The sequence below is a fragment of the Parvimonas pharyngis genome, from assembly GCF_046569675.1.
In the GTDB taxonomy this organism is placed as follows: domain Bacteria; phylum Bacillota; class Clostridia; order Tissierellales; family Peptoniphilaceae; genus Parvimonas.
The window spans coordinates 297898-324690 of the sequence record NZ_JBKICJ010000002.1 but is presented as its reverse complement, the minus strand read 5'-3'; the positions used below and the strand labels follow the sequence as shown (position 1 = coordinate 324690).

Sequence of the window (26793 nt, the reverse complement as noted above, 5' to 3'; positions counted from 1 at the left end):
AAGATACATCAATTAAGGAAATATAAACAAGCAAAGTTAGTACTATATTCACTCCATTTACTTTTTTCGTTCTGGTCTAAATGACGTATAAGGAAAGTTCTCTCGTTTAGTAGCTTAACGTTAAAGGTAAATAAGCTATCAAAAAGTTTACTAATGACCTATATATAAATAAAAATAATAGATAAAAATATTTTTAATTAATTTTACTAATAAACTTATAAAAAACTGTTTTTTTCCATTGTTTTTTTATATCTTTTGTGATAAAATAAGCTCAGTATTATTGATCGGAGGTATATTGAATTGGAAGAAAAGAATATTGGAAGATTCAAAAAAGATATTGGATTGGAAAACTTCCTATGTATTGGTTTATTCTTAGCATTTTTCATCTCAATTGGTAGCAAAATGGGTGGAATAAACATGATTAAAACTATGATGAATACAGGTTTTGATCTACTTTTAAATGTATGTCTTTATTTAATGGCGATTGCCGTTTTAGCAGGAGCAATTTCAGGTTTATTCTCTGAATTCGGAGTAATAGCACTTGTAAATAAACTTTTATCAAAAGTTATGCATCCTATTTATGACTTACCAGGAGCATCTTCATTAGGTATGCTTAACTGCTACCTATCTGATAACCCAGCTATTTTAACATTAGCACATGATGATAACTTTAGACGTTATTTCAAAAAATATCAAATGCCAGCTCTTACAAACTTAGGAACTGCTTTTGGTATGGGACTTATTACTACAACTTCTATGATGGGACTTAATGTAGAAGGCGCTGTTACAAGTGCTTTAATTGGTAACTTAGGAGCTATTATTGGTAGTATCGTATCTGTTAGACTTATGATTCATGCAACTAAAAAAATGTATGGAACAACTGAATTTGTTGAAGTTAGATCAAAAGTTGAAATTCCAGAAAATTCTAGACCAGTTAGAGAAGGAAGCGCTGGAGGAAGATTTATTCAATCAATTCTTGACGGAGGAAAAGTTGGGGTTGATATGGGTCTTTCAATCATCCCAGGTGTTGTAATCATCTGTACATTAGTTATTATCCTTACAAATGGACCTGGAGCAAATGGATATACAGGAGCAGCTAACGAAGGTGTTGGCGTTCTTCCTTGGATAGGCGGAAAATTATCTTTCATCCTTAGCCCATTATTTGGTTTCAGCTCACCAGAAGCAATTGCAGTTCCTATAACAGCATTAGGTTCAACAGGAGCAGCAATCGGTACAGTTGCAAAAATGGCAGCAGCAGGAAAAGTTTCTGGAAATGACATAGCAGTATTTACTGCAATTTGTATGTGTTGGAGTGGATATATCTCAACTCATATCGCAATGATGGATGCACTTGGAACAAAAGAAGCAACTGGAAAAGCATTAATCAGCCACACAATTGGTGGATTAGTAGCAGGTGTTGCAGCTCACCTTTTATATATGTTATTCCATTTATTCTAATTAAAGAAAAAATTAAAGGAGTGAAATTCACTCCTTTTTTATTTTATCAATTTATTCTTTTTAGCAATTTTTTTGATTTGTTCTAAATCGCTTTTGTCGTATTCTTGTCTTAAATCTCTAAATATCTTAAAATTTATCATTACGGTATTTCCTTTATTTTCTATTGAGAAACTTCTTATTCTATCCCATTTGTAGAGTTTTCCAACTAATTGCCATGGATGAACTATTCCCATTTCACTTATTCCAGCACTCATAATACTTGTAAAGAATGCAAGCCACCAAGAAAGTGCTAAAAGGTAACCCGCAATATCATTTTTATATCTATATGCTACAAATAGCATAAATACTAATGCAAAAATTAGAGATATGAATGTGTATTTTGTAAACTTTACTTTTATTAAGCATGTAAGTCTTCTGTATATATTAAAGACACAAAAAAATAAAGGTAATAATATCAAAGGTAACATAGTCTCTCCTTAAAATTCCATTTTTATACTTCTTTTGAAAAGATTGTCCAAAATTTCTTTTGGATCTTTTTTATTATATGTTATTTCGTAAACTGCATTTGTGATCGGTAATTCTACATCGTATTTTTCGGATAAGTCCATTAATGCTTTTGTTGTATAATAACCCTCTGCTAGTTTTTCAAATTTTTCACCTTTTACGAATTTTTCTCCAAATTTCCTATTATTGCTAAATTCAGAAAATACTGTTGCTTCATAATCTCCAAGATGACAAAGTCCGTAAGCACAGCTTTTGTCTCCCCCCATTTTTTCAATAAGTCTTGCAATTTCTCTAGTTCCTCTTGACATCAAAGCTCCTTTTAATGAGCTTAAATTAAAGCCATCAAGCATACCAGCAGCAATTCCTATTACATTTTTTGAAGCTGCTCCAATTTCATTTCCTAAAAGATCTGTTCCATAGTAAAATCTAATTAAATTACTTGAAAAAGCATCAACTAATCTTTTTACTAATTCCCTATCATCAGAATCTATTACCATACAATTTGGTATTCCATTTGTAAAGTCTTGAACATGTCCTGGTCCAATCCAAGCACCACAAGAATAGCTTTCTCCTAGTATGTCTTTTACTATTTTCGTAGGTGTAAAGCCCGTCTTTATTTCTATTCCCTTCATACAAAGTATGATTGGAATATTTTTCTCTTTAAAAATTTCTTTATTTTCATTTAGTAATTCTCTTAAACTTTGAGTTCCAACTGAAATAATTATTAAATCTTTATTAAAAACATCATTTATATCAGTTGTTAAAGTAATGGACATAGGAAGTTCAAGAAAATCATTTTTTCTATTTGCTAAAAAACTTTTCATTTTTTCTGAAGCTTCTCTACCATATAAGGAAACTTCATTTCCTATCTTATCTAAATACCAAGCTATGAAACTACCCCATCTTCCACAACCTATAACAGCTATTTTCATAAAATCTCCTAATTTTCTTCCAACATATCAATTCTTTTTTGATGACGACCTCCTTCAAAGTCCTCTTCAATAAAAGTTTTTACAATATCTTTTGCAAGTTCAATTCCAGTAACTCTTGCTCCTAAACAAAGAACATTTGCATTATTATGTTTTCTTGTCATTCTAGCAGAAAAACTTTCGCTACATAGTCCTGCACGAATTCCTTTAACCTTATTACAAGCTATTGAAATTCCGATTCCAGTTCCACAGATTGCTATTCCCAAAGAGTTTTCGTTTTCTAAAACTTTTTTGCAAACAGCTTTTCCAAAAACTGGATAATCTACACTTGTAGTTTCATCTGTTCCTACATTTATAACTTCATGTCCCATTTCTTCTAAAAATTTTACAAGTTCATTTTTCATCTCAACAGCTGAGTGGTCATTCCCAATTATAATTTTCATAATAGTCTCCTTATTTGCTATTCAATATAACTAATAATAATATATTTCCAAAGTATAGTCAAGTAGTAACTTATAAAGATACTATATAAAAATTATATTAATTTATGTAACTTATTAATTGACTTGAAGTTAAAAAAGTAGTATAATGATATCACTAAATAAAAAACTTAACCCAACAACGCAAAATACCGTCATGTCTAGTCATATCAGGAGGAAAGATGTACGATAAGGAGAAAATCATAAAAAACTTTAGCCCTTTGATAAAATCGAGTATAAAAAAGTATTTCGCAAATTACATAAGCTATGAAGATGCGTATCAAGACGGAGTTGTTAAAATTTTAGAACTTTTAGAAAGCTATAAGGGTGGCGGAAAAGTTTCACTTGAATGTTATTTAAAATATCAACTAAAATATTTTTATATGCAAAAATTTTTTAAAAGAAAATTGGAGAACGAAAAAACATATACTAAAATTTATCAAACAAAAGATGATGAAACAATTGAAGTTTTAGAATTAATTGTTGATGAAAATACTGATATTCAAAAAGATATTGAAACAAATGAAATAAATAAAAAGGTAAGAGAAATTGTGTCCACTCTCCCCCAAAAGCAAAAAGAGGTTATAGAGTATAAATTTTATGAGAACTTAAAGAATAAAGAAATTGCAGAAAGAATGAAAATTAAGGAAGATACAGTTAAGGAGTATTATAAAATAGCGAAGAAAAAATTAAAAGATAAGTTTATAGAAAACGGGATAGATATTAAGGAGTAGTGTTTAGATTTATGTATCTTAGATACATATAGAAATTATATTTTTTATTTCTTTCAGAAATACTATTGCTTGTACCCAAGCAATAGTTGAGATCTTTCGACTACGCTCAAGATGACGTGTTGGGGGCTTTACACTTCTTGGTGCTATGACGTGAAGTATTTTTTTGAAAATACTTTTTTATTAATTATTGAAGTCTATCTCCTTTTAACGTTAAGCAATAAAACAAAGTATTAAACCTTATACGTCATTTCGACTGTAGCGTAAGCCTAGTGAATCTAGCCCTAACTTTGTTTACTTGTAAACAAAAGTAGGTCTGACGCAAAGGTTGTTCAAATCTTTGATTTGAGTACAATCGACTGCGGAAATCTCATACTTTTGCTTTAGCAAAAGTAAATGTATCGTAGATACATCAAATACTCCCCATATTTCATAAATACAAATTCAAAAAGGACTCTTTGAGTTCTTTTTTTGTATATTTTTATGGATTTTTTATAATTTTGTGGTAAAATATAATATGTATATTTGTGTAGATTTTTAATAAGGAGAAAAAATGACTAATTTTATAGATGAAAAATATGATGTTGTAGTAATTGGTGCAGGTCATGCCGGTTGTGAAGCAGGTCTTGCAAGCGCTAGACTTGGACTTAAAACTGCAATTCTTACTATCAGTATGGATTCTGTTGCAGATATGCCATGTAATCCAAATATTGGTGGTACTGGTAAAGGCCATTTAGTTCGTGAGATTGATGCTCTTGGTGGCGAAATGGCGATAAATATTGATAAAACCTTTATTCAATCAAGAATGTTGAATACTTCAAAAGGTCCTGCTGTTCATAGTTTACGTGTTCAGGCTGATAAAAAGATGTATCATACTGAAATGAAAAAAGTTTTAGAAAATGAAAAAAATTTAGATTTAATTCAAACTGAAGTTAAAGAAATTTTAACTGAAAATAATATTGTAACAGGTGTTTTGACTACTTCAAATGAAGTATTTCCTTCAAAAGCAGTAATAATCTGTACTGGAACTTATCTTAAATCCATGATTTTAATGGGAGAAAATTGTTATGAAAGTGGTCCTAACAATTGGAAATGCTCAACTTATTTAAGTGAGAGTTTAAAAAACTTAGGTATTCCTCTTAGACGTTTTAAGACAGGAACTCCTGCAAGAGTTCATAGAAATTCCATTGATTTTTCAAAAATGGAAGTTCAAAAAGGTGATGATAATATAATTCCTTTCTCTTTTATGAATGAAGGTAAAGATATTGGAAATCACAAGGAGGATTGTTTCTTAACCTATACAACTTTAGAAACAAAACAAATTATTGAAAAAAATCTTCATAGAAGTCCAATGTATGCTGGAATTGTAAATGGTGTAGGTCCTAGATATTGCCCTTCTATCGAGGATAAAATTGTTCGTTTCAATGAAAAAGATGAACATCAAGTTTTTATAGAACCTGAAGGCCTAGATACTTTGGAAATGTATGTTCAAGGTGTTAGTTCTACCCTACCTCTCGAAGTTCAAAAAGAAATGTATAAGAGTATTTTAGGTCTTGAAAATGTTAAAATTATGCGTCCTGCTTATGGTATTGAGTATGACTGTATTGATCCAACTATTTTAAGAGCAACTTTGGAGCATAAGGATATTAAAAATCTATTCTTTGCCGGTCAAATCAATGGTAGCTCAGGATATGAAGAAGCAGGAAGTCAAGGCATTATCGCGGGTATAAATGCATCAATGAATATCTTAGGAAAAGAGCCATTTGTTCTTACAAGAAGTGATGCATATATTGGAGTTTTAATTGATGATTTAATTACAAAAGGTACTGATGAACCTTATAGAATGATGACTTCAAGAACTGAATATAGACTATCACTAAGACAAGATAATGCTGATTTAAGACTTACAGAAAAGAGCTATAATGTAGGTTTAGCAACAAAAGAACGTTATGAAAAATGTTTAAATAAAAAGACTTTGATAGAAAATGAAATTGAAAGATTAAAGTCCACTATCCTAACACCAAAGGAAAATACAAATAATGCTTTGGAAGAACTAGGTAGTATGAAGTTAAAAACAGCAGTTAGTCTTTATGATTTAATCAAAAGACCTGAGCTTGACTACGAAATGCTTAAAGACTTAGATGAAACTCGTGAGCCTTTGGATAGAGAGATTAAATTACAAGTTCAAACAATGATTAAATATGAAGGATATATAGAAAAACAAAGCCAACAAATCGAAGCATTTAAAAAGCTTGAAAATAAGAAACTTGAAAATATTGACTATAATTCCCTATCAGGTCTTAGAATTGAAGCAGTACAAAAACTTTCAAAATTTAGACCTGAAACAGTTGGTCAAGCTAGTAGAATTTCTGGTGTAAGCCCTGCAGATATAAATGTTTTGCTAATCCACCTTGAAACTCAAAGGAGAAAAAATGGATAATTTAAAAAATTTAACACAAAAAGAAAGTATCAATTTAAGTGATATTGCTATAGAAAAGTTTGAAATTTACAGAAAATTAATCCTAGAATGGAATGAAAAAATAAATTTAACAGCAATTACTGATGAAGATGCTATGAATACAAAACATTTTTTAGATTGTCTATTACTTACAAAAACGGGATTTTTTGATGATGATAAAACTGTATTAGATGTTGGAACTGGTGCAGGTTTCCCTGCTATTCCACTTAAACTATATAATGAAAATCTTAAAGTTACAATGCTAGATAGTTTAAATAAGAGAATAAAGTTTTTAAATATAGTAATTGATGATTTGAAATTAAAAGATATAAAGGCAATTCATGGACGTGCAGAAGAAGTCGGAAGAAAAGAAGGCTTTAGAGAAAGCTTTGATATAGTTAGCTCAAGAGCAGTAGCTTCCCTATCTTTACTTTTGGAATTTACAATTCCATTTTTAAAGGTTAATGGATTATTTCTAGCAATGAAAGGCCCATCATATCTTGAAGAAGTAGAAGATTCAAAAAACGCTTTTAAAAGATTAAATTGCAAATTAGAAAAAGTTGTAAATTTCAAGATTGAACAAAATGGTGAAATCTCAGAAAGAAATATTTTAATAATCAAAAAGACAGGAAAAACACCTGATAATTTCCCAAGAAATATGGGACAAATAAAGAAAAAACCATTATAAAAAGTAAAGAAGGCTAAAAGCCTTCTTTTTTTGTTTCAATCCCCTATGTTTTATGTGAAATATTATTAATTATTTTGTTTCACAATAAAAAAAAGACGGTTGTTATAACCGTCTTAAATTTTAATGAACTATTTAACTATTCTTCTTGCTCCTACATAAGTATTTCCAAAATAACTTCCGAAAAGTTTACTTACGATAACACCTGTTCCTGGGCTTGATGCGTGTACGAACTGGTTGTTTCCGATGTAGATACCAACGTGGCTGATTCTTCCTCCACCGTTGTTAAAGAATACTAAGTCACCTTTTCTTAAGTCTTTTGAATCTACACTTATACCGTTATTAATTTGAGTATATGATGTTCTATTTAAGCTGATTCCAACTTGTTTATACACATAATATACTAAACCTGAACAGTCAAATCCGATATTTGGATTAGCAGATGCCCAAATGTATGGTTTACCAACTTGAGCTAATGCTAAATCAATAACTTTATCTATATCAGAACTATATGATTGTTTTTCAGTCTTAGCAGGAGTTGAATTTCCTGAATTATTATTAGCTTTTGGTTGTTCAGCAGCTGGTTTAGTTGCTGAAAGGTATGATTTAATTACATATCCAGTCTTTCCATTAAATGTAAATTCTACCCATTCACCTTTATCAATACCAGTAACTTTTTCACCTTTTGATAAAATACCAAGTTTAGATGATGTAGCTGATTGGTCAGATCTAACATTTAAGTTTTCTGTTGCATAAAGTGTAACTTTCTTTGCAGCAGCAGCTTTCTTTTGTTCTGCAGCTTTCTTTTCAGCAGCTACTCTTTCTTCTTCCGCTTTCTTTTCAGCAGCTTTTCTTTCTTCAGCAGCTTTCTTTTCAGCAGCTACTCTTTCTTCTTCTGCTTTCTTTTGTTCTGCAGCTTTCTTTTCTTCTTCAGCCTTTTTATCTTCAGCGGCTTTATTTTCTGATGCTACTTTTTCTTCTTCTGCTTTAATTTCTTTTTCTGTCTTTTCTGGTTCAACTACTTCTTTAGTTAATAATGCAACATCAACAGATAAAACTTTACCATCAACTGTGACAGTTGCCATCTTATCTCCAGTCATTTCAACTTTAACGATTGAACCTTTTTGAAGTTTAACAGTTTCTCCCTCAGAATCAGTTAATGCAAGTTTAGCTTCTACAGATTCTTTAATATAGAAAGCATTTTCTTCTAATTCTGGCATTAATGTATCTTCTTCTGTAACTAGTGAATATATATCTTGATCATCTGATAATTTTTTTAATTCAACAACGGAAGGAGTTTCTACTACTAGAGTTGAACTGCTAACTAAAAAATTATTTATTTCCTCAATATTTGTACTATGAATTTTTACTTCTACTTTTTCAGTCTCATCGGCATATGTACTTGCTACTGGCAATGCAGTACAAACTAACGCGCATAACATAGAAGTTGTCAAAACTTTTTTAATTTTCATAACTACCTCCTAACTTATAGACATATTTTACACTACCTATTGAAAAAAGTCAACAAAAAGTTACAAAAAAATTACAAAAGTTTACAAAAATATTACAAAAAGTTACAAATAGGTTACAAGAAGAATTTTTTTATTAAATGTTTCACGTGAAACAAAAAAATTTTAAAGCTATGTTTCACGTGAAACATAAAATTTATATTTATGTATTGTTTCACGTGAAACATTTTATATAAAAAAAGAAATATAATGAATTTGTAAAAAAAATAATTATATGTTTTTAAAATTTTTAACTAATTTTATGTTATAATTATATATATTATATATAAATAGAAGAAAAATATAAAAACAAAGGAAATATTATGAAGATTTTTGATGCTTTTAAAAAGAAAAAGGAAATGAGAGTAATCTCTGTGTTTAACCAAAAGGGTGGCGTAGGCAAAACAACAACAGTTGTAAATCTTGCTTCTGCTTTAGGTTTTAATAAAAAGAAGGTATTAGTTATAGATATGGATCCTCAAGGTAATTCTACTTCAGGTTTAGGAGTAGAAGAGCCAGAGGTAACTATTTATGATGTTTTAACTCACGAGAAAGAAATAAAAGACACTATTATTCAGACTAAATCAAAGAATGTTGATTTAATTCCAGCTAATGCTGATTTGTGTGGTCTAGAAATTGAACTTTTAAGTGTAGATAAAAAAGAATATCTATTAAAGGAAGAATTGTCTAAAATTCCTGAGAATTATGATTTCATAATTATAGACTGTCCGCCATCATTAAGTGTGCTTAGTATAAACTCTCTAGTATCATCACATAGTGTGTTGATTCCTATACAATGTGAGTACTATGCCTTAGAGGGCGTTAGTCAACTTATGAATACGGTTAATATAATAAGGAAGGGTTTAAATCCAGAATTAGAAATAGAAGGGGTATTACTAACAATGTATGATTCTAGAAATAATTTATCTGAGGACGTAAAGAACGAAACAGAGAATTATTTTAAGGATAAACTATTTGATACAGTTATCCCTAGAAATATAAGACTTGCAGAAGCGCCAAGTTTCGGAGAAAGTATAATATATTATGATAAAAATTCAAAAGGAGCTATTGCTTATTTATCTTTAGCTAAAGAATTAATAAAGAATAGGAGAAAATAATGAAGAAAAAAGGACTAGGCAGAGGTCTAGGATCTCTTTTAAGAGATGAAGACTTTATTACTGATGAAAATTTATTAACTGTTGATTTAGATAAGTTAATGGCTAGAGAAGATCAACCGAGAAAGAGTTTTGATGATGATAGTTTAAAGGAATTAGCTAATTCCATTAAAGCAGACGGAGTAATTCAACCAATTGTTGTTAGAAAGGTTGATGATAAATACGAAATTATTGCAGGTGAAAGAAGATTTAGAGCTTCAAAGCTTGCAGGACTTGAAAAAGTTCCAGTTGTTGTTAAAAATGTTACTGATAGAAAGGCGAGAGAACTTGCATTAGTTGAAAATATTCAAAGAGAGGACTTAAATCCTATTGAAGAAGCTATTTCGCTTAAAACTCTAATGGAAGAATATAAACTTACTCAACAAGAGCTTTCTGATATAATTGGAAAGAGTAGATCATATATTGCTAATAATCTAAGACTTTTAAATCTTTCTGACCATATTAAAGAGTATTTGATTCGTGGAGAATTAAGTCCAAGTCAGGGAAGAACATTACTTTCTTTAGAAACTGATGAAGAAAGAAATAAATATCTTGATAAGCTATTAGTAAAAGAAGTAAATATAAGAGATGTTGAAAAAAAAGCAAAACAAAGCAAAAATAAGACAGAAGATATCTTTATAAAGGATATTTGTGAGAGATTAACTGAAGTTTTAGATGCTAAGGTTAAGATTAACGAAAAGAAAAAAGGTGGACAAATAGAGATTAGCTACTTAAATGAAGCTGATTTACAAAGAATAATAGATTCTTTAATGAACATTTATAATTTGGAGAATTAATATGATTTATCTAGATAATGGCGCAACAACTTTTCCTAAACCTAAGGTAGTAACAGACAAAATAATGGAATGTTCTTTAGGTTATGCTGGTAATCCTGGACGTAGTGGACATAAACTTGCTATGAAAATGGATTTAGAAATTTACGAAACTAGAGAAAAGATATGTAAATTAATAAATGGAACAGAAGTTCTTAATGTAATATTTACTTTTAATGCAACTGATAGCTTAAATTTGGCGATTAAAGGTGTATTAGAAGAAGGAGACCATGTAATTACTACTTCAATGGAGCATAATTCTGTTTTAAGACCACTTAATAAATTAAGAAAAGACGGTAAGATAGAATTAAGTATTGTATATGCTGATGATAAGGGATATATAGACCCACAAAAGATTTTCGAAGCCTTAACTCCTAATACTAAGATGATTGTAACAACACATATGTCTAATGTATTTGGAACTATAGTTGATATTAAGGCAATAGGGGATTTCTGTAAGGAAAATAATATACTTTATCTTGTAGATGCTTCTCAATCAATCGGAGTATTAGATATTGATGTTCAAGAAATGAATATTGATTTACTAGCTTTTCCAGGACATAAAGCTCTTTTTGGTCCAATGGGAACAGGTGCTCTATATATAAAGGAAGGAATTATAGTTAAGCCATTAAAAGAAGGAGGAACTGGTAGTTATTCACATAGTATTGATCAACCAGATTTATATCCTGACAGTTTAGAAAGTGGTACTCCTAATGGTGTTGGTATTATAGCTTTAGGTAAAGGAATAGACTTTATTAATGAAGTTGGACTTGAGAATATAAGAAATCACGAAATGAGTTTAAAAAATCATTTTATAGAACTTTTAAAAGACAATGAAGATGTAATTCTTTATGGTACTCTTGACGATAGACAAGGTGCTGTTGTGAGTTTAAATGTAAAAGATATGGATAGCTCTGAAATTTCTTATATATTAAGTGATGAGTTTGATATTTATACAAGACCTGGTTTTCACTGTGCTCCTCTTGCTCATAAGACAATGGGTACTGAGGAACTAGGCGCTATTAGATTTAGTTTTGGATATTACAATACATTAGAAGAAATAGACAAAACTGTCGAAGCTTTATTAAATATAATAGAAAGGAATAAAAAATAGTGAGTGCAATATTTGAATTTTTAAATTCTCATTCAGGAATATTTTTAATATTAGTGTTATTTGTCTTATTATTTATCTCTTATCAATTCAGTCAAATAAATAGAAAGCTAAGTCTTCAAAAGAAAAAATACGATATGCTTTTAAGAGGTAGGGGAGAATTGAATATGGGAGAGCTTATACAAGCTCATTCAACAGATATTTTTGAGATGGAAAAAAAGGTAAATGAACTTGAATCTGAAATTAAAACTACAAAAAGTAAGTTTGCTTTTACATTTCAAAAAATTGGTTTTGTAAAGTATGATGCTTTCCACGACCTTAAAAATAAATTATCTTATACAATAGCAATATTAGATGGTTTTAATAACGGTCTATTATTAACTACTATTTATGGTAGAGAAAGTTGTATAACTTATGCAAAAGAAGTAAATGCTGGTATTGTAAACCAAGAATTATCTAAAGAAGAGTATGAAGCTCTAAGGATGGCTCTAGAAAAATAATGAGAAAATTAATGTTTATTTTAAATCCAAATGCTTCTGGATTTAAAAAATTTGACTATAAAGAAGGTATTGAAGAATACCTTAAAGGTATTAATCTAAATTTTGAGTATGATATAAAATGTACTTCTATAGAGGGAGAAGCCATTTTAATTGCAGAGAAAGCCGTTAGAGATGGATTTACTGAATTAATTGCAGTTGGTGGAGATGGAACAATTGCTGAAGTTGGAGATGTAGCTGTAAGAAATAACTTAAAACTTGGTGTAATTCCTGCTGGTACTGCAAATGACTATTTTAACAGTCTCGGCGAAACTACTAACTTTGTAATCTGTATGGAAAAGATTATAAAAGGAAATACAACATTAATTGACTATGGAACATTTTTGGATAAATCATTTTTCAATATTGCATCCGTAGGCTTTGATGCGGAAGTTAATGAATATGCTATAAAAGTCAAAAAGATTATTAAAAGTGGTCTTGCCTACAAAATTGGAATAGCTTTAGCTTTAATTCATCATAAAAGAAAGAGATACAAAATTATAGTTGATGATGTTGAATATGAAGACGACTATTTCTTAATCGCAGTAGGAATCGGAAGTAAATATGGCGGTAAAATTAATATATTGCCATCTGCTGATATGAAAGACGGACTATTAGATATTTGTGCGATTAAGTATAAATCAAAATTTGATATAATAAAAAAGATAAAAACTATTATAAATGCAACTCATGTTAAAGAAGATATAACGTCATATTTCAAAGCAAAGAAAATTAAAATAATTTCAAAGAATATTGAAATTAACTTTGACGGAGAATATATGTCTGGAATTGATGAAGTTGAATTTAAAATTAGTGATAAACAAGTTAAATTAATAATGTAGGGGGTATTATGAATATTTTTGAAGAATTAACAGGAAAAATCAAAGGAACAAATAAAAGAATTGTATTTCCTGAAGGTGAAGACAAGAGAGTTTTAGGAGCTTGTGTTAGATTAAAAAAAGATGGATTAGTTACTCCTATTGTTTTGGGAAACATAGAAGAAATCAAAAAAACTGCAAAGGAATTAAATGTTTGTATTGATGATTTAGAAATAATTGATCCTTTAAAAGCAGAAGATTTTGATGAATTAGTTGAAAAATTTGTAGAACGTAGAAAAGGTAAAAACACAAAAGAAGAAGCTGAAATATTCTTAAAAGATGTAAACTACTATGGAACAATGATGGTACAAGTTGGAAAAGCTGACGGAATGGTAAGTGGAGCTGTACACTCAACAGGAGATACAGTAAGACCAGCTCTACAAATCGTAAAAACTAAACCAAATGTTTCAAGAACAAGTGGGGCAATGGTAATGCTAGGTAAAAATGGCGAAAGATATGTTTTTGCCGACATAGCGATAAATATTACTTTAGAAGCAAAGGAATTAGCAGAAATAGCTGTTGAAACAGCAAAAACTGCTGAAATATTTGGAATAGATCCAAAAGTTGCTATGCTAAGCTTCTCAACAAAAGGCTCTGCAAAACATGAATTGTCTCAAAAAGTTGTTGATGCTACACAAATCGCTAAGGAATTAGCTCCAGATTTAGCATTAGATGGAGAATTACAATTTGATGCTGCAATAGTTCCATCAGTCGGAGAACAAAAGGCAAAAGGCTCAAAAGTTGCAGGACATGCAAATGTATTTATCTTCCCAGATTTACAATCAGGAAATATCGGATATAAAATAGCACAAAGACTTGGAGGTTTTGAAGCAATAGGCCCAATCCTACAAGGACTTAATAAACCTATTTCAGACCTTTCAAGAGGATGTAACGAAGAAGATGTTTACAAATTAGCAGTAATTACCGCTGCACAAAGTCTTCAATAAAATTAAATATAAAATAGAAAAACAAAACCGAAATGGTTTTGTTTTTTTGTGGGGGAATTAGGGAAGAAATGTATAGCTAGATTGACTACGGTCGAGATGATGTGTTGGGAGTGTTTCTCCTCAAAGTACTATGACGTGAATTAGTTTATTTGATATAACATGTATTTATATAATTATGTATAAAGTATTTTTGATGTTTATTTACTTTTAACGTCTGGCTAAAAATCGAAGATTGTTCTCTATACGTCATTTCGACCGGAGTGTAACGTAGTGGAGAAATCTCACACTTATGCTTGTATACAAGCATAAGTGAATGTATCGTAGATACATATAGAAATTTTTTATTTCTTTCAGAAATACTATTGCTTGTAAACAAGCAATAGTTGAGATCTCTCGACTACGCTCGAGATGACGTGCTGAGAAGTTTTGCTTTTCAAAGTGCTATGACGTAAAACATTTTTTACTCTCTATAAACTTGAAAAACAATACTAGGTCTGACGGGGTAATTGTATCATCAGATACAATTGCTCTGGAGATCTCATACTTTTGCTTTAGCAAAAGTAAATGTATCACAGATACATCAAAATCAAATTCCAATCAACATAAAGTAAATACTTATTTTAAAAAGTTGAGTTTTTATTTAAAATTTGGTAAAATATCTTAAATTATTTTGGAGGTGAGTTTATGGAATGCTTGGATACTTCTTTTTTACAAAATGATGAAATACAATTAGTTTTAGATAAATTTTATCCTGGAAATTTAGCTATTAATCGGGTTCCTACATATAGCTTTTATATATGCGACTTAAAAGGGAATAAAATGGGGAAATGTGATTTGAGAATTGGAAATAATGAAGGACTTTTCTATGGCGGAAATATAGGATATACAATTGAGGAAAAACACAGAGGTCATCACTATTCAGCAAAAGCCTGTAAACTCCTTTTTGAACTAGCAAAAAAGCATGATATGGATTATTTATATATAACAGCTAATCCTGATAATCATGCTTCTAATAAAATATGTGAATATTTAAATGGTGAGTTTTTAGGCATCTTTGAGTTACCCGATGATAATGATATGAGAATAGACGACAATGAAACTCATAAATGTATCTATAAATTTGTATTGTAAAATTTATTTTATTTCATAATCAATATGACGTTTTTTTAATTCCTTTAAAAAATAGTCATATTTTTTTTGCTCTTTATCCTTTGAAACATGTCCAATAACGAAAGTATATCTAAAAAATCTAGCTTTTAATTTAATAGACACCTTATAAGCACGATTACTTCTATAATTAGAAGTAGATATAATTTTTACACCTACAATTTTATCTGTATCAATTGGAAACAAATGATTTGAAGTGTATAATTTATCTCTATCAAAATAACAAATAATTTCATCAGGAAATTTTATTTTAAAAATAATTCTAGTAAAAATCATATATGCTAGAATAATGTAAGATATAATTAAAATAGCTACAATTAAATATTTAAAAATTCCGTAATATTCAGCAGATAAAGCAGTATATAAGCTAAATATTCCTAAACATAAAAAAAGCATTAAACTAAAAATTGCTAAATATATTCTAGATTTATTTTTCATTTTTTTCTCCTTATAATTCAATCTTTTACTATATTAATTCTACCATATTTACTTTTAGTTGACTATATTTTAAATTATAATTATGCTATACTTATTTAAAGAAATTTAATTTTACGATAAAATACTCAAGGGAGTGATATTTTTGAAAATTTTAATTGTCGAAGATGATGAAAATATATTTGAAATGTTGAAAAAGGAGCTTTTACTTTGGAATTATGAAGTAAAGGGGATTTCAAATTTCAATCAAATAGTCGAAGAATTTGTAGAATACCAACCACATTTAGTTTTAATGGATATTATGTTGCCATATAATAATGGTTATTTTTGGTGTGAGGAAATTCGTAAACATTCAAATGTTCCAATTATTTTCATTTCTTCAAAGAGTGAAAATATCGATATTGTAATGGGTATTCAATTCGGAGCTGACGACTATATAACTAAGCCGATAGATTTGAATGTAACTTTGGCAAAAATTAAAGCAATATTAAGAAGAAGCTATGATTTTACAAAGGACTTTGAATTTTTAAGTTTTGCAAATGTATTTTTATATATGGATAAGAATAAAGTGAAATATAATGGCAACGAGATTTCACTTACAAATACGGAAACGACGATTTTAGAAACTCTTTTTAAAGCTAAAGGCGGAGTTGCTTCAAGGGAGTCAATTATGGAAAAATGTTGGCATGGAGATGATTATATTGACGATAATACTTTGGCGGTCAATATAACAAGACTTAGAAAGAAATTTGCAGATATTAAACTTAATGATTTTATCCAAACCAAAAAGGGAAGTGGATATTATCTAAATTCTAAAACGGAGTAAAAATGGATAAATTTAAAAATTATATTTCAAAAATTTTGCCTGTAACGGTAACAACAATTTTTATATTATCAGTATTTTTGATTGTTTTTTTACTTATGAATTTAAGCTTTGAAAGTTACTTCTTAGCCTTTGAAATAGTGGCTTTTTTTTATATGGTATATCTTGTATTTATGACTTTTCTAAATAAAAAAGAGGAAAAACTAAAAAATCAGATACTAGAGCTTGAAGAAACTAATTTGAAATTAAGAAATGACTTTTTAGAAAAAGAAAAAGAATTACAAGAGTATTTTTTAATTTGGATTCATCAGATAAAGACACCAATAACCGCAGGTAAATTAATCTGCGATGGCGATATTGAAAATGAAAATATAAAAAATATAAAAAAAGAATTGATTTATATTGAAGACTATACAAATATGGCTCTAAGCTATCTTAAAATGTCAAAACACAATACGGATATGGACATTTCACTTGTGAATTTAGACGATATTATTAACCCTTTAATCAAAAAATATGCAATTCTCTTTATTTCAAACAATATAAAACTTGAATACAAAAAGCTAAATGTAAAAGTAATTACAGACAGCAAATGGTGTATGGTAGTAATTGAACAGCTATTATCAAATGCAATAAAATATACAAAAAATGGCATTGTTTCAATAACTTTTAATGAAAAAGAAAATTTTCTAGAAATAAAAGACAACGGTATCGGGATTAAAGAATCAGATTTGCCGAAAATTTTTGATAAGGGATATTCAGGCTTTAATGGAAGACAAAATCAAAAATCAACGGGAATAGGGCTATTTTTAGTTAAACAAATTTTGGATAAACTCGGACAAAAAGTTAAATTGGAATCAAAATTAGACGAAGGAACAAGTGTAAAAGTCTATTTTAATATAGATTAGGAGAAAATTATGGAAAAAGATATTTTTGAAGAATATATTAAACATACAGAACCTGAAAAAAAAGAAAAAGCTTATGCTTGGAGTATCGGTATCGGACTCCAAGATGTTGACGGAATTAAGCCTTCAAAATATTTAATTGAAACTGCGAAACAAAATATTGAGGGAGAAATATCCTTGGAGCAAGCTGAAAAAATGATTACTGCTTATTATGAGGAAAAACCTAGCAGAAACGAAGATAGAAACAAGGAAGCTGATGAAGTAGCTTTACGAATTACAAGAATTATTACAGAACCTGCTTTTTCTTTTACACCAAATGAATATTTATCCATTCACTACAGACTATTTAAAGGGATTTACTCTCATGCAGGGCAAATAAGAGATTATAATATCACGAAAAAAGAATGGATTTTAAATGAAAAAAGTGTAACTTATGGAAGTTTTAGCGAACTTTTTAAAACTCTAGAATATGATTTATCTCAAGAAAAAAACTTTAATTACAAAAATTTGAATATGGATGAGATAATAAAACATTTAGCTATTTTTGTTTCAAGACTATGGCAAATTCATCCTTTTGCAGAGGGAAATACAAGAACAACTGCTGTTTTCTTTATAAAATATCTTAAAACTCTTGGCTTTGAAGTTGGAAATGAATTATTTTCAGAATACTCTTGGTATTTTAGAAATGCATTGGTCAGAGCAAATTACAATGATTTAAAAAATGGTGTTTTTGAGACTACAGAATTTTTAGAAAAATTTTTAAGAAATTTATTACTTGGTGAAAAAAATATATTAAAAAATAGAGATTTGCATATATAGGAAAAACAAATGGAAATTAAAAGAGTTACAGAATACAATAATCCCTTATTTTCACAAATTGTTTTAAAACAAAGAGGAGCATTTTTAATTGACGAAGAACCTTATGAAATTGAAATAATTTCTAGTGACAGTGCCTTAGTTAGAGGAAAAAATAGAGAAAATTTTAAAAAACTTATTGAGTATTTTAGATATTATTCTCCACATATATTAAATTTTTTTGATGAGAATAATAAAAAAATTATTTCTTTTGAAAAGAAGCCGGTTTTAACTTTAGAAGTTGATAAAATTCAACCATCTCAATTTTATATTGATGAAGATAAAGTAAATGCACTAGAAAATTTTATTAAAAATTCTAAGGATATTGTAATTCAAGTTGTAAAATCAGATGACGGATATATCTGCGTTGATGGACATACAAGGCTATTTATTGCTTTTTTAAAAAATTTTAAAAATGTACTTGCCATAGAAACTGAATTTGACAACGACACCAACTACTTTGTTTCTCAGGCAAAGAAAAGAAATATCTTTACTATAAAAGACTTAGAACTTGTATCTCATAGTGATTATAAAAATTTGTGGATTGATTTTTGTGATAGCTATTTTAATATAGATTAGGAGAAAATTATGTTTTATAATGAAATATTTGATAAAAATATTTTTAATTCTAAACTGGCAATTAAATACGGTTTTTCGAAGATTGGGGATTTTTATATTTTACAGTCAAATATTGATGTGGAAAATTTTAATGCGATTATTAAAATAGGAAAAGAGTCCTTTGAAGTACAAGTTATTGAATTACCTTTTAATGAGGAATATATTTTATTCAATGTTTCAGACAGCAAAGGTAAATTCGTTTCAAAAATTAGAAAAAAAGTTAATGAACTTATTGAGGATATTGTAAATAGCTGTTTTACATCTTTGGATTATAGAAAATTATTACTAGACTATGTCAAGGAAAAATACGAAACAATTCCTGAAGAACCTTGGGAAGATAATAACCATGCGACAATAAAAACACCAAATACTAAAAAATGGTATGGGATTTTTATGTATATTCCTTATAAGACTTTGGGATTAGATAAAAATGGAAAGATAGATGTTTTAAATGTAAAACTTAATCCTGAACTTATAGAAAGTCTGATTGATAAAAAGCATTTTTTCCCTGCCTACCATATGAATAAAAAATACTGGATTTCAATTGTTTTGGATTCAGATGTGGATTTGAATTTGGTTAAGAGCTTAATTGATGAGAGTTTTAAATTAGTTGAAAAAGCGAAAGACTAATGGAAATTTCATACCTAACATTTCAATAACCTTACAAAATTGTAAGGTTATTTTTGTTTTTGTAATATTAGATAAATGTTTGTCTTAAAAATTTTTGCTAAAATATTATTGTAAACGAAAATAATATTTTTTGGAGGTAATTATGAATATATTAGATGTTAGAAATTTAAAAAAGATTTATGGAGGAATGGGACGTGTAAAGACTGAAGCTCTTAAAGATGTAAATTTTTCTGTTGAAAAAGGAGAATTTATTGCAGTTATGGGAGAATCAGGAAGTGGTAAAACTACTCTTTTAAATATAATAGCAACATTGGATAAGGCAACTGAAGGATCAGTTTTTATTGGAGGCAAGGATGTAAATTCATTAAGCAATTCAGAGGTTGCAAGTTTTAGACGTGAAAAATTGGGATTTGTTTTCCAAGATTTTAATTTATTGGACTCTTTTTCAAACAGAGACAATATTTATCTTCCACTTGTTTTATCGGATATTAAACCGGCAGTAATGAATGAAAAAGTAGGGGAGATTGCTCCTATTTTGAAGATAAGTGATATTTTGGATAAATATCCTTACCAAGTTTCAGGTGGACAAAAACAAAGAGTTGCAATCGCTAGAGCAATTATAACTAAACCTGATTTACTTCTTGCAGATGAACCTACAGGAGCATTGGACTCAAAATCTGCTGATATAGTTATGAAAACTTTCTGCGATATAAATAACAGCGGACAAACAGTTTTAATGGTTACTCACTCTGTAAAATGCGCTGCTTTTGCAAAAAGGGTAATTTTCATAAAAGACGGTAGAGTTTATCACGAAATATACAAAGGTAGTGATGACAACTTAACTTTTGCAGAAAAAATAAATCAAGCTCAAATCATGTTAAACGGGGTGAATAACTATGAAAAGTAAAATGGCTTCTAAATTTGCTTTTAAAAATATGAAGGCAAATGCTTTGCTTTTAACTCCATTTTTAATAGCAAGTAGTATTATGGGAACTCTATTTTTTGTAATGGCTTCCCTTGGACAAAATCATTATATCGAAAAAAATCACGAATATATAGCAATGCTTATACAGTTTGGAATTTTTATAGTTGGAATATTCACATTTATATTTATCATATATGCCAATAGCTTTTTGGCTAAGAGGAGAAATAAGGAATTTGCTCTATATGGAATTCTAGGTTTAGAGAAAAAGCATATTGCTAAAATTATTTCAATAGAATATATCCTAAACTTTTTGACAGTTAGTTTCTTTTCAATAACAGGAGGATTTGTTCTTGGAAAATTGGCTTTTATTCTACTTAATAGAATAACTAAAAATATGACTGCAAAGATAATGGACTATAATTTTTCAAGTTCTTCTGCAATATTAACTTTAATTTTCTTAGGTATCATATTTGTATTAATATATTTAACAATGGTATTTAAGATTGGAAAATCAACTCCTATAGAACTCCTTTCAAAACAAAAAAAGGCGGAGGGAGAACCTAAAAGTAAGTTTATCCTTGGAACTTTAGGATTTATAATTCTTTGTGTAGGGTACTATCTTTCGATTACATCAAAAGGAAGTATTAAAAGTTTTGGTAGATTTTTTCCTGCAGTTTTTGCTGTAATAATTGGAACTTATCTTATATTTATAGCTTTTAGTATTTTAGTTTTAAAATTATTAAAAAGAAATAGAAATTTATATTACAAAGCAAAACATTTCCTTTCTATATCAGGAATGTTATACAGAATGAAATCAAATGCTGTTTCTCTTGCAAGCATTACACTTCTTTCAACTTCAATTATAGTTACTCTAGCTACAACATTAACTATAAATTCTAGTATAAAAGATTTTACAAATTCTATTCATCCAAAAGACTTCTATTTATCATTCTCAGTAACGGGAAATAATAAAGATATACTTGAAAATGGTGAAGAAAGAAAAAATGAGATTTTAAAACTTTTAAATAAAATATTAAAAGAAGATGAAAAAATTAAAAATTTAACAGTCAAAAAGACTAAGATGAATCCTGTAATAAATGAAAATGGAAAAATTACTCCTTTAGGTAAAAGAAGTGAATTAGCATCATTTTTAATCATTGAAACATTGGAAGATTTTAATAAAAACAACAATACAAATTACACCCTTAATGATGATGAGGTGTTATATTCCACTAACTCAAAAAATCTTAAAAATTATGACTCTATGGAATTTGCTGGGAAAAATTACAAATTAGTCAAAGTAAAAGACTTATATCCTAGAAATATAGCTGCTGATGGGATGATAATTATTGTAAAAGATAACGAAATTTTTATTAAAATGTTAGAAGAATATACTCCAGATATAGAAGACAATCTGATAGAATATTTTCTAGAATTTAATTTTGATTTAGATTCTACTGATAAAGAAACTTTTTATACAAGATTACAAAAAGATTATAACTTATTTGCTGAAACAAATAAAATATCTAGTGGTTCATATAGTTCAAAAGCTGAAGTTGATGCTTTCGCTTATGAATTAAATGGTGGTCTATTGTTTTTTGGAATGGTAGTTGCATTTATTTTCATAACGGGAACTGTACTAATCACATATTATAAGCAAATTTCCGAGGGCTTTGAAGATAAACAAAATTATCAGATAATGAAAAATGTAGGACTTCCTGACTCGATTATCAAAAAGAGTTTAAGAGTACAGATACTGTGGATATTTTTCCTACCACTTGTTGTAGCAACAATTCACTCATTATTCGCCTTTCCAATCCTATACAATATACTTGGAGGACTTGGATTCCAAAGTATAAGAGTTTTTGCAATGAGTTTTGCGACAATTGTACTGGGCTTTTCAGTAATTTACTTTATAATCTACTCAATAACTTCAAGAGTTTACTATAAGATTATTAAATAAGAACCCCACCCTTCCACGATGCTTTGCATCGGGTGGGTACCCGGGAACCTTGTTGTTCCACAATAAGAACCCCACCCTTCCACGATGCTTTGCATCGGGTGGGTGCCCGGGAACCTTGTTGTTTCACAATAAAAAAAAATCACTGTTTTTACAGTGATTTTTTTATCTATTTTTATCTAGCCATTCTTTAACTATTTTATAATAATCTCTTGCGTATTCATATTGTTTTGTGGCATATTCGCCAAAATGAATGCCAAAGTCTAATTTGTATTCACACCAGTTGCTCCAAAGTAGTCCACAAGATGCTACATAAGCATAAATTTTATATTTTGTAACTTCATCAACTTGTCCGTTGAAATAAATACCAATTAAATTGTCAATTTGTTCTTTATCATAAAGTGAATATATACAGAACATTGCAATATCAATATCTGGATCTTGCATTGACGCATATTCCCAGTCGATTAAACGAAGAGATCCGTCTGGTGAGATTAAGAAGTTATCACAGTTTGCATCAATATGTGTTAAGCATTTTGGCTTTCTGTTTTTTTCTATGAAATCTCTTAAGGAAAAAATATTTGCTTTTACTTCTTTATAATCTGGATAAATTGAGTTTTTGTTTTTCCATAATGATTCATAAAAATCAATTTTTTCAAATACGTCAAATTCATGTCCTACTTCTAAACCTAATGAATGTAACTCTTTAATTTTTTCCATACAAATTCTTAGGTCATCATTGTTTTTATCATCACAATTTCTTGAATTTTCAATAAATTTTGTAATTTTATATCCATTTTCAGCATTAATATATATTAAATCATCACAAATATTTTTATCTTTTATAAGAGAATAAACTTCTGCTTCTTGAACTCTATCAATAAGTTCAGATGTTCCTTCGCCTGGAATTCTCAAAATATATCTAACATTATTTACTGTAAAAATAAATGAATTATTTGTCATTCCCTTTTTTAAAATTTCAATTTTTTCAATTTTATCTTCTGAAACATTGAGTGCTTCACAAATGATTGAGATTGCTTCTAAATGTGAATTTTCTATATCCTTGTATATACTTTTTAAAACTTCTAAATCTACTTTATTCATAACTACTCCTTTTAAAATCTATCTTTAACATTATATATTAATATTTTTATAAAATCAAATTTTTTACGAAAATAGACTAAAAAATTAAAAAAGTTGAAAAAAATGTATATAGAGTGTATAATATAAAATAGTTTTACGATAGAATGTAAAATTACTTATGTTATATCATACTTTTCTATTTAGATAATTTTTAAAATGTAAAGTATGATGAAATTAGGTTTTCTTTTCTAATATTTTTATGGTAAACCTAATTATAATAATCCTAGTTTTACGGTAGAGTGTATATCATACTTTTCTATTTAGATTTATTTTTAAATGTAAAGTATGATGAAATTAGGTTTTCTTTTTTAATATTTTTATGGTAAACCTAATTATAATATAAAATAGTTTTACGGTAGAGCATTCTATTTCTAGTTGTAAAACTAAATTATTGCCATAAATTCTATAAAAATTATCAAACTAAATTATGGTAATTAAATCTTAAATTTGGAGATTTCTATGAAAATTGAAAATACATTTTTACTGGTATTAGATATTCAAGAAAAATTAATGCCAGTTATTCAAAATAACGAAAAAATTATCAAATATACAAATATATTGATTAATGCTTGTAAAGAGCTTAATATTCCAGTAATTTATACTGAGCAATATCCAAAAGGACTTGGTGAAACAATTCCTGAGATTAAAGCTTCTCTAAACGAAGTGAATGCGAAGTATTTTTCAAAGAACAGTTTTTCAGCCTATCCAGTTATTAAGGATGAGATTTTAAAACTTAAAGAAGATGGAAGATCATCTGTAATTGTTGCTGGCGTTGAAACTCATATTTGTATATATCAAACAATCAAGGATTTAAAGGACGAGTTTAAGGTTTATCTTCCTTTTGAATCAGTTGGTTCAAGAAATCCAGAAAACTATAAAAATGGTTTGGATTTAATTAAACAAATGGGAGCGAGTGTTACTAATGTTGAAACTATTTTGTTTGATTTAATCAAATCATCAGAACATCCAAGTTTCAAAGTAATTAGTAAATTAATAAAGTAAGGGAGTTTTATATGAAAAAGAAATTTATAATAACCTTCATTATATCTTTAGTTCTTTTTGGTGGAATATTTTGGGTTGCCAATAGAATTTTAGATGTTATGGAGTTAACATCAAAAGTAGAATTTGTAGGAAATGATTTGGGTGAAGGTAATAATATAGAGCAACGTGTTGAAAATGAACTTTTATTTTTAGTTTTAGGTTTGGACAGTGATGACTTCAGTGGAGCAACAACTGAACAAAATAGAACTGATACTATGATTTTAGCAAAAGTTAATTTTGAAACAGGAAAAATTGATATTTTATCAATCCCTCGTGATTCAAGAGTAATGGTAAATGGAAAACTAGATAAAATAAACCATGCACACCATTATGGCGGTCTTAAAATGGCTATGAAAACTACAAGAGATTTCTTAAATTTAGATATAGACTATTATGTAAGAGTTAACTTCTTCTCAGTTAAGGACATTGTTGATGTTCTTGGTGGTATTGAAGTTGACGTTCCAGTTCAAGTTGACGTTGCCGAAGATAATGTTCACTTAAAACCTGGAAAACAAATATTAAATGGAAAACAAGCTCTACAATTCGCAAGATTTAGAGCAGGATATACAGAAGGTGATGTTGGCCGTGTTAAATCTCAACAATTAATTATTAAGGCTTTAATAAAAGAATTAACAAAGGCTAAAAATATCGCTAAACTTCCAGAAATTTTAGAAGTTGTTAAAAAGACTGTAAATACAAACATTCCTTTCTCAACAATTGCTAAATTATCTTTAAAGGTTAAAAATTTATCTGAAGATAAGATGCATACTGAAATAGTTCCTGGAGAAGCTGAATATATTCATAATACAAGTTATTATATTCCAAATCGTACAAAGTTAAATGCTCTTGTTAAAGAAATGTTTGGTGACTATTTGATTAATAATCAAAATGGAAATTCTCAAGTAGATACTGAAAAAAATAATAATAACAAGAACAATAATAATAACAAGAACAATAATAACAATAGTAATACTAATACTAACAAAAATAACAACAATAATAACAACAATAATAACAATAGATAATTCAGGTGAATATGGAAAACGAGAGAAAAAAAGAACATTTGGAAAATTTTTTAAAGAGCAACTTTAAATCTAGCAATTTACTTGAAAATGTGTATATAGAACATTTTGCATTGACTGATTTGAATTTTGATGAAATAGATACATCTGTTGAATTTTTAGGAAAAAAACTATCCTTTCCTCTTTTGATTAATGCAATGACTGGGGGAGCAGAGACTTCCTATGATATTAACGAAGATTTAGCAAGACTTTGCAAACATTTCAATATTGCTTTTGAAAGTGGAAGCCAAAAAGTTGCACTACAAGATGAAGAACTTGTAGAATCTTTTACAGTAATTAATGATATTTTAGATAACAAAAATGTTATTATTTCAAATCTTTCTGCACTATCAAGTCTTGAAGATGCAAAAAGAGCTGTTGAAATGTTAAAATCTGACGCTATTTCTCTCCATCTAAATCCCGCTCAAGAGATTGTTCAGTTTGAAGGAGATAGAAATTTTTCAGGTATTTTAAAAAATATTGAAAATATTGTAAAAAACTTAGATGTTCCAGTTATAATTAAAGAAACAGGTTGTGGAATTTCAAAGAAAACTTGTGAAAAGTTGTTGAACATTGGTGTTAAATACATTGATATCAGTGGATTTGGTGGAACAAATTTTATAGAAATTGAAAATTTAAGAAGAACAGATTTAGATTTTACAAATATTTATGGTTGGGGAATTCCAACTGCAAAATGTATTATAGATTGTAGAAAAGTTTCAAATGACTTTACTCTAATCGGATCTGGCGGATTAAAAACTGGGGAAGATGTCGCAAAGGCGATTATACTTGGAAGTGATATGACTGCTATTGCAGGAGAAGTTTTAAGATTTTTAGTTCATGGTGGATATAAAGTAGCTGAAGATTATTTAAAATCTTTAATCTATCAAACAAAAATGACTATGTTACTTCTTGGTGTAAAAAATATTAAAGAACTTAAAAAAGTTAAGTACAAAACATTTGGAAAATTAAAAGATATATTGTAAATTATTAAAAAATGAGAGTTAAAAACTCTCATT

At 28.5% G+C, this 26793-nt stretch carries 27 protein-coding genes; 21 read left to right on the top strand and 6 right to left on the bottom strand.

Annotation, left to right across the window (positions count from 1 at the left end; genetic code table 11):
* Positions 1–300 precede the first annotated feature (300 nt).
* Positions 301–1458 (top strand): CD0519/CD1768 family membrane protein, encoded by a 1158-nt coding sequence (locus tag ACLGL0_RS03905; RefSeq protein ID WP_411013701.1) that lies wholly within the window; start codon positions 301–303, stop codon positions 1456–1458.
* Positions 1459–1496: 38 nt separating this feature from the next.
* On the opposite strand, the gene ACLGL0_RS03900 is transcribed toward ACLGL0_RS03905, so the two are convergent.
* The 3 genes from ACLGL0_RS03900 to rpiB are packed head-to-tail and all read right to left on the bottom strand — an operon-like array spanning position 1497 to position 3334.
* Positions 1497–1925 (bottom strand): hypothetical protein, encoded by a 429-nt coding sequence (locus tag ACLGL0_RS03900; RefSeq protein WP_411013700.1) that lies wholly within the window; start codon positions 1923–1925, stop codon positions 1497–1499.
* A gap of 9 nt (positions 1926–1934) precedes the next feature.
* Positions 1935–2894: an NAD(P)H-dependent glycerol-3-phosphate dehydrogenase gene (locus tag ACLGL0_RS03895; protein ID WP_411013699.1), complete on the bottom strand. Its 960-nt coding sequence runs from the start codon at positions 2892–2894 to the stop codon at positions 1935–1937.
* Positions 2895–2902: 8 nt separating this feature from the next.
* A complete protein-coding gene (rpiB, locus tag ACLGL0_RS03890; protein WP_233055856.1) occupies positions 2903–3334 on the bottom strand; it encodes a ribose 5-phosphate isomerase B in 432 nt (143 codons plus the stop codon).
* Positions 3335–3552: 218 nt separating this feature from the next.
* Here rpiB and ACLGL0_RS03885 point away from each other — a divergent pair, with 218 nt between their 5' ends.
* The 3 genes from ACLGL0_RS03885 (at position 3553) to rsmG (ending at position 7247) form a co-directional block, all read left to right on the top strand.
* Positions 3553–4104, top strand: coding sequence for a sigma-70 family RNA polymerase sigma factor (locus ACLGL0_RS03885; RefSeq protein WP_411013698.1), 552 nt, complete (start codon positions 3553–3555; stop codon positions 4102–4104).
* 550 nt (positions 4105–4654) lie between these two features.
* The gene (gene mnmG / locus ACLGL0_RS03880; protein ID WP_411013697.1) at positions 4655–6541 is read left to right on the top strand and encodes a tRNA uridine-5-carboxymethylaminomethyl(34) synthesis enzyme MnmG; all 1887 of its coding nucleotides are present in this window, start codon (positions 4655–4657) and stop codon (positions 6539–6541) included.
* The gene (rsmG, locus tag ACLGL0_RS03875; protein WP_411013696.1) at positions 6534–7247 is read left to right on the top strand and encodes a 16S rRNA (guanine(527)-N(7))-methyltransferase RsmG; all 714 of its coding nucleotides are present in this window, start codon (positions 6534–6536) and stop codon (positions 7245–7247) included. Before mnmG ends, rsmG begins: the two co-directional genes overlap by 8 nt.
* 128 nt (positions 7248–7375) lie before the next feature.
* Here the strand turns inward: rsmG and ACLGL0_RS03870 are convergent, their stop codons facing one another.
* Positions 7376–8716, bottom strand: coding sequence for a C40 family peptidase (locus ACLGL0_RS03870; RefSeq protein WP_411013695.1), 1341 nt, complete (start codon positions 8714–8716; stop codon positions 7376–7378).
* A 359-nt stretch (positions 8717–9075) separates the two neighbouring features.
* Here ACLGL0_RS03870 and ACLGL0_RS03865 point away from each other — a divergent pair, with 359 nt between their 5' ends.
* The 7 genes from ACLGL0_RS03865 to ACLGL0_RS03835 all read left to right on the top strand — a co-directional run bounded on the left by ACLGL0_RS03865 (position 9076) and on the right by ACLGL0_RS03835 (position 15342).
* Complete coding sequence (locus ACLGL0_RS03865) at positions 9076–9870, top strand: ParA family protein (protein WP_411013694.1); 795 nt, start codon at positions 9076–9078, stop codon at positions 9868–9870.
* Positions 9870–10703 (top strand): ParB/RepB/Spo0J family partition protein, encoded by an 834-nt coding sequence (locus ACLGL0_RS03860; RefSeq protein ID WP_411013693.1) that lies wholly within the window; start codon positions 9870–9872, stop codon positions 10701–10703. Before ACLGL0_RS03865 ends, ACLGL0_RS03860 begins: the two co-directional genes overlap by 1 nt.
* Before the next feature lies 1 nt (position 10704).
* Complete coding sequence (locus ACLGL0_RS03855) at positions 10705–11853, top strand: aminotransferase class V-fold PLP-dependent enzyme (RefSeq protein ID WP_411013692.1); 1149 nt, start codon at positions 10705–10707, stop codon at positions 11851–11853.
* On the top strand, positions 11853–12350 hold the full coding sequence (locus ACLGL0_RS03850) for a DUF4446 family protein (protein WP_411013691.1): 498 nt from the start codon (positions 11853–11855) through the stop codon (positions 12348–12350). The genes ACLGL0_RS03855 and ACLGL0_RS03850 overlap by 1 nt, the downstream gene beginning before the upstream one ends.
* The gene (locus tag ACLGL0_RS03845) at positions 12350–13228 is read left to right on the top strand and encodes a diacylglycerol/lipid kinase family protein (protein WP_411013690.1); all 879 of its coding nucleotides are present in this window, start codon (positions 12350–12352) and stop codon (positions 13226–13228) included. Before ACLGL0_RS03850 ends, ACLGL0_RS03845 begins: the two co-directional genes overlap by 1 nt.
* Positions 13229–13236: 8 nt before the next feature.
* Positions 13237–14211, top strand: a complete 975-nt coding sequence (pta, locus tag ACLGL0_RS03840) for a phosphate acetyltransferase (protein ID WP_411013689.1) — start codon at positions 13237–13239, stop codon at positions 14209–14211.
* Between the two features lie 684 nt (positions 14212–14895).
* Entirely contained in the window at positions 14896–15342 is a 447-nt protein-coding gene (locus ACLGL0_RS03835) for a GNAT family N-acetyltransferase (RefSeq protein ID WP_411013688.1), read from the top strand.
* 3 nt (positions 15343–15345) lie between these two features.
* Here ACLGL0_RS03835 and ACLGL0_RS03830 read toward each other — a convergent pair whose 3' ends face one another.
* Positions 15346–15816, bottom strand: coding sequence for a hypothetical protein (locus tag ACLGL0_RS03830; protein WP_411013687.1), 471 nt, complete (start codon positions 15814–15816; stop codon positions 15346–15348).
* Positions 15817–15958: 142 nt separating this feature from the next.
* On the opposite strand from ACLGL0_RS03830, the gene ACLGL0_RS03825 reads away from it, so the two are divergent.
* The 7 genes from ACLGL0_RS03825 (at position 15959) to ACLGL0_RS03795 (ending at position 22532) form a co-directional block, all read left to right on the top strand.
* Positions 15959–16639, top strand: coding sequence for a response regulator transcription factor (locus tag ACLGL0_RS03825; protein WP_313962227.1), 681 nt, complete (start codon positions 15959–15961; stop codon positions 16637–16639).
* A gap of 2 nt (positions 16640–16641) precedes the next feature.
* Positions 16642–17544, top strand: coding sequence for a sensor histidine kinase (locus ACLGL0_RS03820; RefSeq protein ID WP_411013686.1), 903 nt, complete (start codon positions 16642–16644; stop codon positions 17542–17544).
* A 9-nt stretch (positions 17545–17553) separates the two neighbouring features.
* Positions 17554–18360: a Fic family protein gene (locus ACLGL0_RS03815; protein WP_411013685.1), complete on the top strand. Its 807-nt coding sequence runs from the start codon at positions 17554–17556 to the stop codon at positions 18358–18360.
* 9 nt (positions 18361–18369) lie between these two features.
* Positions 18370–18975: a hypothetical protein gene (locus tag ACLGL0_RS03810; RefSeq protein ID WP_411013684.1), complete on the top strand. Its 606-nt coding sequence runs from the start codon at positions 18370–18372 to the stop codon at positions 18973–18975.
* 9 nt (positions 18976–18984) lie between these two features.
* Positions 18985–19644 (top strand): MmcQ/YjbR family DNA-binding protein, encoded by a 660-nt coding sequence (locus ACLGL0_RS03805; protein WP_411013683.1) that lies wholly within the window; start codon positions 18985–18987, stop codon positions 19642–19644.
* A 142-nt stretch (positions 19645–19786) separates the two neighbouring features.
* Positions 19787–20551, top strand: a complete 765-nt coding sequence (locus tag ACLGL0_RS03800) for an ABC transporter ATP-binding protein (RefSeq protein WP_411010391.1) — start codon at positions 19787–19789, stop codon at positions 20549–20551.
* A complete protein-coding gene (locus ACLGL0_RS03795; RefSeq protein WP_411013682.1) occupies positions 20541–22532 on the top strand; it encodes an ABC transporter permease in 1992 nt (663 codons plus the stop codon). The genes ACLGL0_RS03800 and ACLGL0_RS03795 overlap by 11 nt, the downstream gene beginning before the upstream one ends.
* Positions 22533–22694: 162 nt before the next feature.
* Here the strand turns inward: ACLGL0_RS03795 and ACLGL0_RS03790 are convergent, their stop codons facing one another.
* Complete coding sequence (locus ACLGL0_RS03790; RefSeq protein ID WP_411013681.1) at positions 22695–23633, bottom strand: phosphotransferase; 939 nt, start codon at positions 23631–23633, stop codon at positions 22695–22697.
* Positions 23634–24131: 498 nt separating this feature from the next.
* On the opposite strand from ACLGL0_RS03790, the gene ACLGL0_RS03785 reads away from it, so the two are divergent.
* Genes ACLGL0_RS03785 through fni form a run of 3 tightly spaced genes read left to right on the top strand, consistent with a single transcriptional unit; the run spans position 24132 to position 26760 of the window.
* The gene (locus ACLGL0_RS03785) at positions 24132–24674 is read left to right on the top strand and encodes an isochorismatase family protein (protein ID WP_411013680.1); all 543 of its coding nucleotides are present in this window, start codon (positions 24132–24134) and stop codon (positions 24672–24674) included.
* Positions 24675–24685: 11 nt separating this feature from the next.
* Entirely contained in the window at positions 24686–25738 is a 1053-nt protein-coding gene (locus tag ACLGL0_RS03780; protein ID WP_411013679.1) for an LCP family protein, read from the top strand.
* 11 nt (positions 25739–25749) lie between these two features.
* The gene (gene fni, locus ACLGL0_RS03775; RefSeq protein ID WP_411013678.1) at positions 25750–26760 is read left to right on the top strand and encodes a type 2 isopentenyl-diphosphate Delta-isomerase; all 1011 of its coding nucleotides are present in this window, start codon (positions 25750–25752) and stop codon (positions 26758–26760) included.
* Positions 26761–26793 lie beyond the last annotated feature (33 nt).

Excerpts from the sequence above, each read along its gene's own strand:
- ACLGL0_RS03810 (WP_411013684.1), top strand. The coding sequence starts at position 18,370 with ATGGAAATTAAAAGAGTTACAGAATACAATAATCCCTTATTTTCACAA.
- rpiB (WP_233055856.1), bottom strand. The coding sequence starts at position 3,334 with ATGAAAATTATAATTGGGAATGACCACTCAGCTGTTGAGATGAAAAAT.
- ACLGL0_RS03860 (WP_411013693.1), top strand. The coding sequence starts at position 9,870 with ATGAAGAAAAAAGGACTAGGCAGAGGTCTAGGATCTCTTTTAAGAGAT.
- ACLGL0_RS03805 (WP_411013683.1), top strand. The coding sequence starts at position 18,985 with ATGTTTTATAATGAAATATTTGATAAAAATATTTTTAATTCTAAACTG.
- ACLGL0_RS03835 (WP_411013688.1), top strand. The coding sequence starts at position 14,896 with ATGGAATGCTTGGATACTTCTTTTTTACAAAATGATGAAATACAATTA.
- ACLGL0_RS03785 (WP_411013680.1), top strand. The coding sequence starts at position 24,132 with ATGAAAATTGAAAATACATTTTTACTGGTATTAGATATTCAAGAAAAA.
- pta (WP_411013689.1), top strand. The coding sequence starts at position 13,237 with ATGAATATTTTTGAAGAATTAACAGGAAAAATCAAAGGAACAAATAAA.
- ACLGL0_RS03870 (WP_411013695.1), bottom strand. The coding sequence starts at position 8,716 with ATGAAAATTAAAAAAGTTTTGACAACTTCTATGTTATGCGCGTTAGTT.
- ACLGL0_RS03815 (WP_411013685.1), top strand. The coding sequence starts at position 17,554 with ATGGAAAAAGATATTTTTGAAGAATATATTAAACATACAGAACCTGAA.
- ACLGL0_RS03900 (WP_411013700.1), bottom strand. The coding sequence starts at position 1,925 with ATGTTACCTTTGATATTATTACCTTTATTTTTTTGTGTCTTTAATATA.
- ACLGL0_RS03885 (WP_411013698.1), top strand. The coding sequence starts at position 3,553 with ATGTACGATAAGGAGAAAATCATAAAAAACTTTAGCCCTTTGATAAAA.
- ACLGL0_RS03800 (WP_411010391.1), top strand. The coding sequence starts at position 19,787 with ATGAATATATTAGATGTTAGAAATTTAAAAAAGATTTATGGAGGAATG.
- ACLGL0_RS03830 (WP_411013687.1), bottom strand. The coding sequence starts at position 15,816 with ATGAAAAATAAATCTAGAATATATTTAGCAATTTTTAGTTTAATGCTT.
- ACLGL0_RS03845 (WP_411013690.1), top strand. The coding sequence starts at position 12,350 with ATGAGAAAATTAATGTTTATTTTAAATCCAAATGCTTCTGGATTTAAA.
- ACLGL0_RS03820 (WP_411013686.1), top strand. The coding sequence starts at position 16,642 with ATGGATAAATTTAAAAATTATATTTCAAAAATTTTGCCTGTAACGGTA.
- ACLGL0_RS03780 (WP_411013679.1), top strand. The coding sequence starts at position 24,686 with ATGAAAAAGAAATTTATAATAACCTTCATTATATCTTTAGTTCTTTTT.
- rsmG (WP_411013696.1), top strand. The coding sequence starts at position 6,534 with ATGGATAATTTAAAAAATTTAACACAAAAAGAAAGTATCAATTTAAGT.
- mnmG (WP_411013697.1), top strand. The coding sequence starts at position 4,655 with ATGACTAATTTTATAGATGAAAAATATGATGTTGTAGTAATTGGTGCA.
- ACLGL0_RS03855 (WP_411013692.1), top strand. The coding sequence starts at position 10,705 with ATGATTTATCTAGATAATGGCGCAACAACTTTTCCTAAACCTAAGGTA.
- fni (WP_411013678.1), top strand. The coding sequence starts at position 25,750 with ATGGAAAACGAGAGAAAAAAAGAACATTTGGAAAATTTTTTAAAGAGC.
- ACLGL0_RS03795 (WP_411013682.1), top strand. The coding sequence starts at position 20,541 with ATGAAAAGTAAAATGGCTTCTAAATTTGCTTTTAAAAATATGAAGGCA.
- ACLGL0_RS03895 (WP_411013699.1), bottom strand. The coding sequence starts at position 2,894 with ATGAAAATAGCTGTTATAGGTTGTGGAAGATGGGGTAGTTTCATAGCT.
- ACLGL0_RS03790 (WP_411013681.1), bottom strand. The coding sequence starts at position 23,633 with ATGAATAAAGTAGATTTAGAAGTTTTAAAAAGTATATACAAGGATATA.
- ACLGL0_RS03865 (WP_411013694.1), top strand. The coding sequence starts at position 9,076 with ATGAAGATTTTTGATGCTTTTAAAAAGAAAAAGGAAATGAGAGTAATC.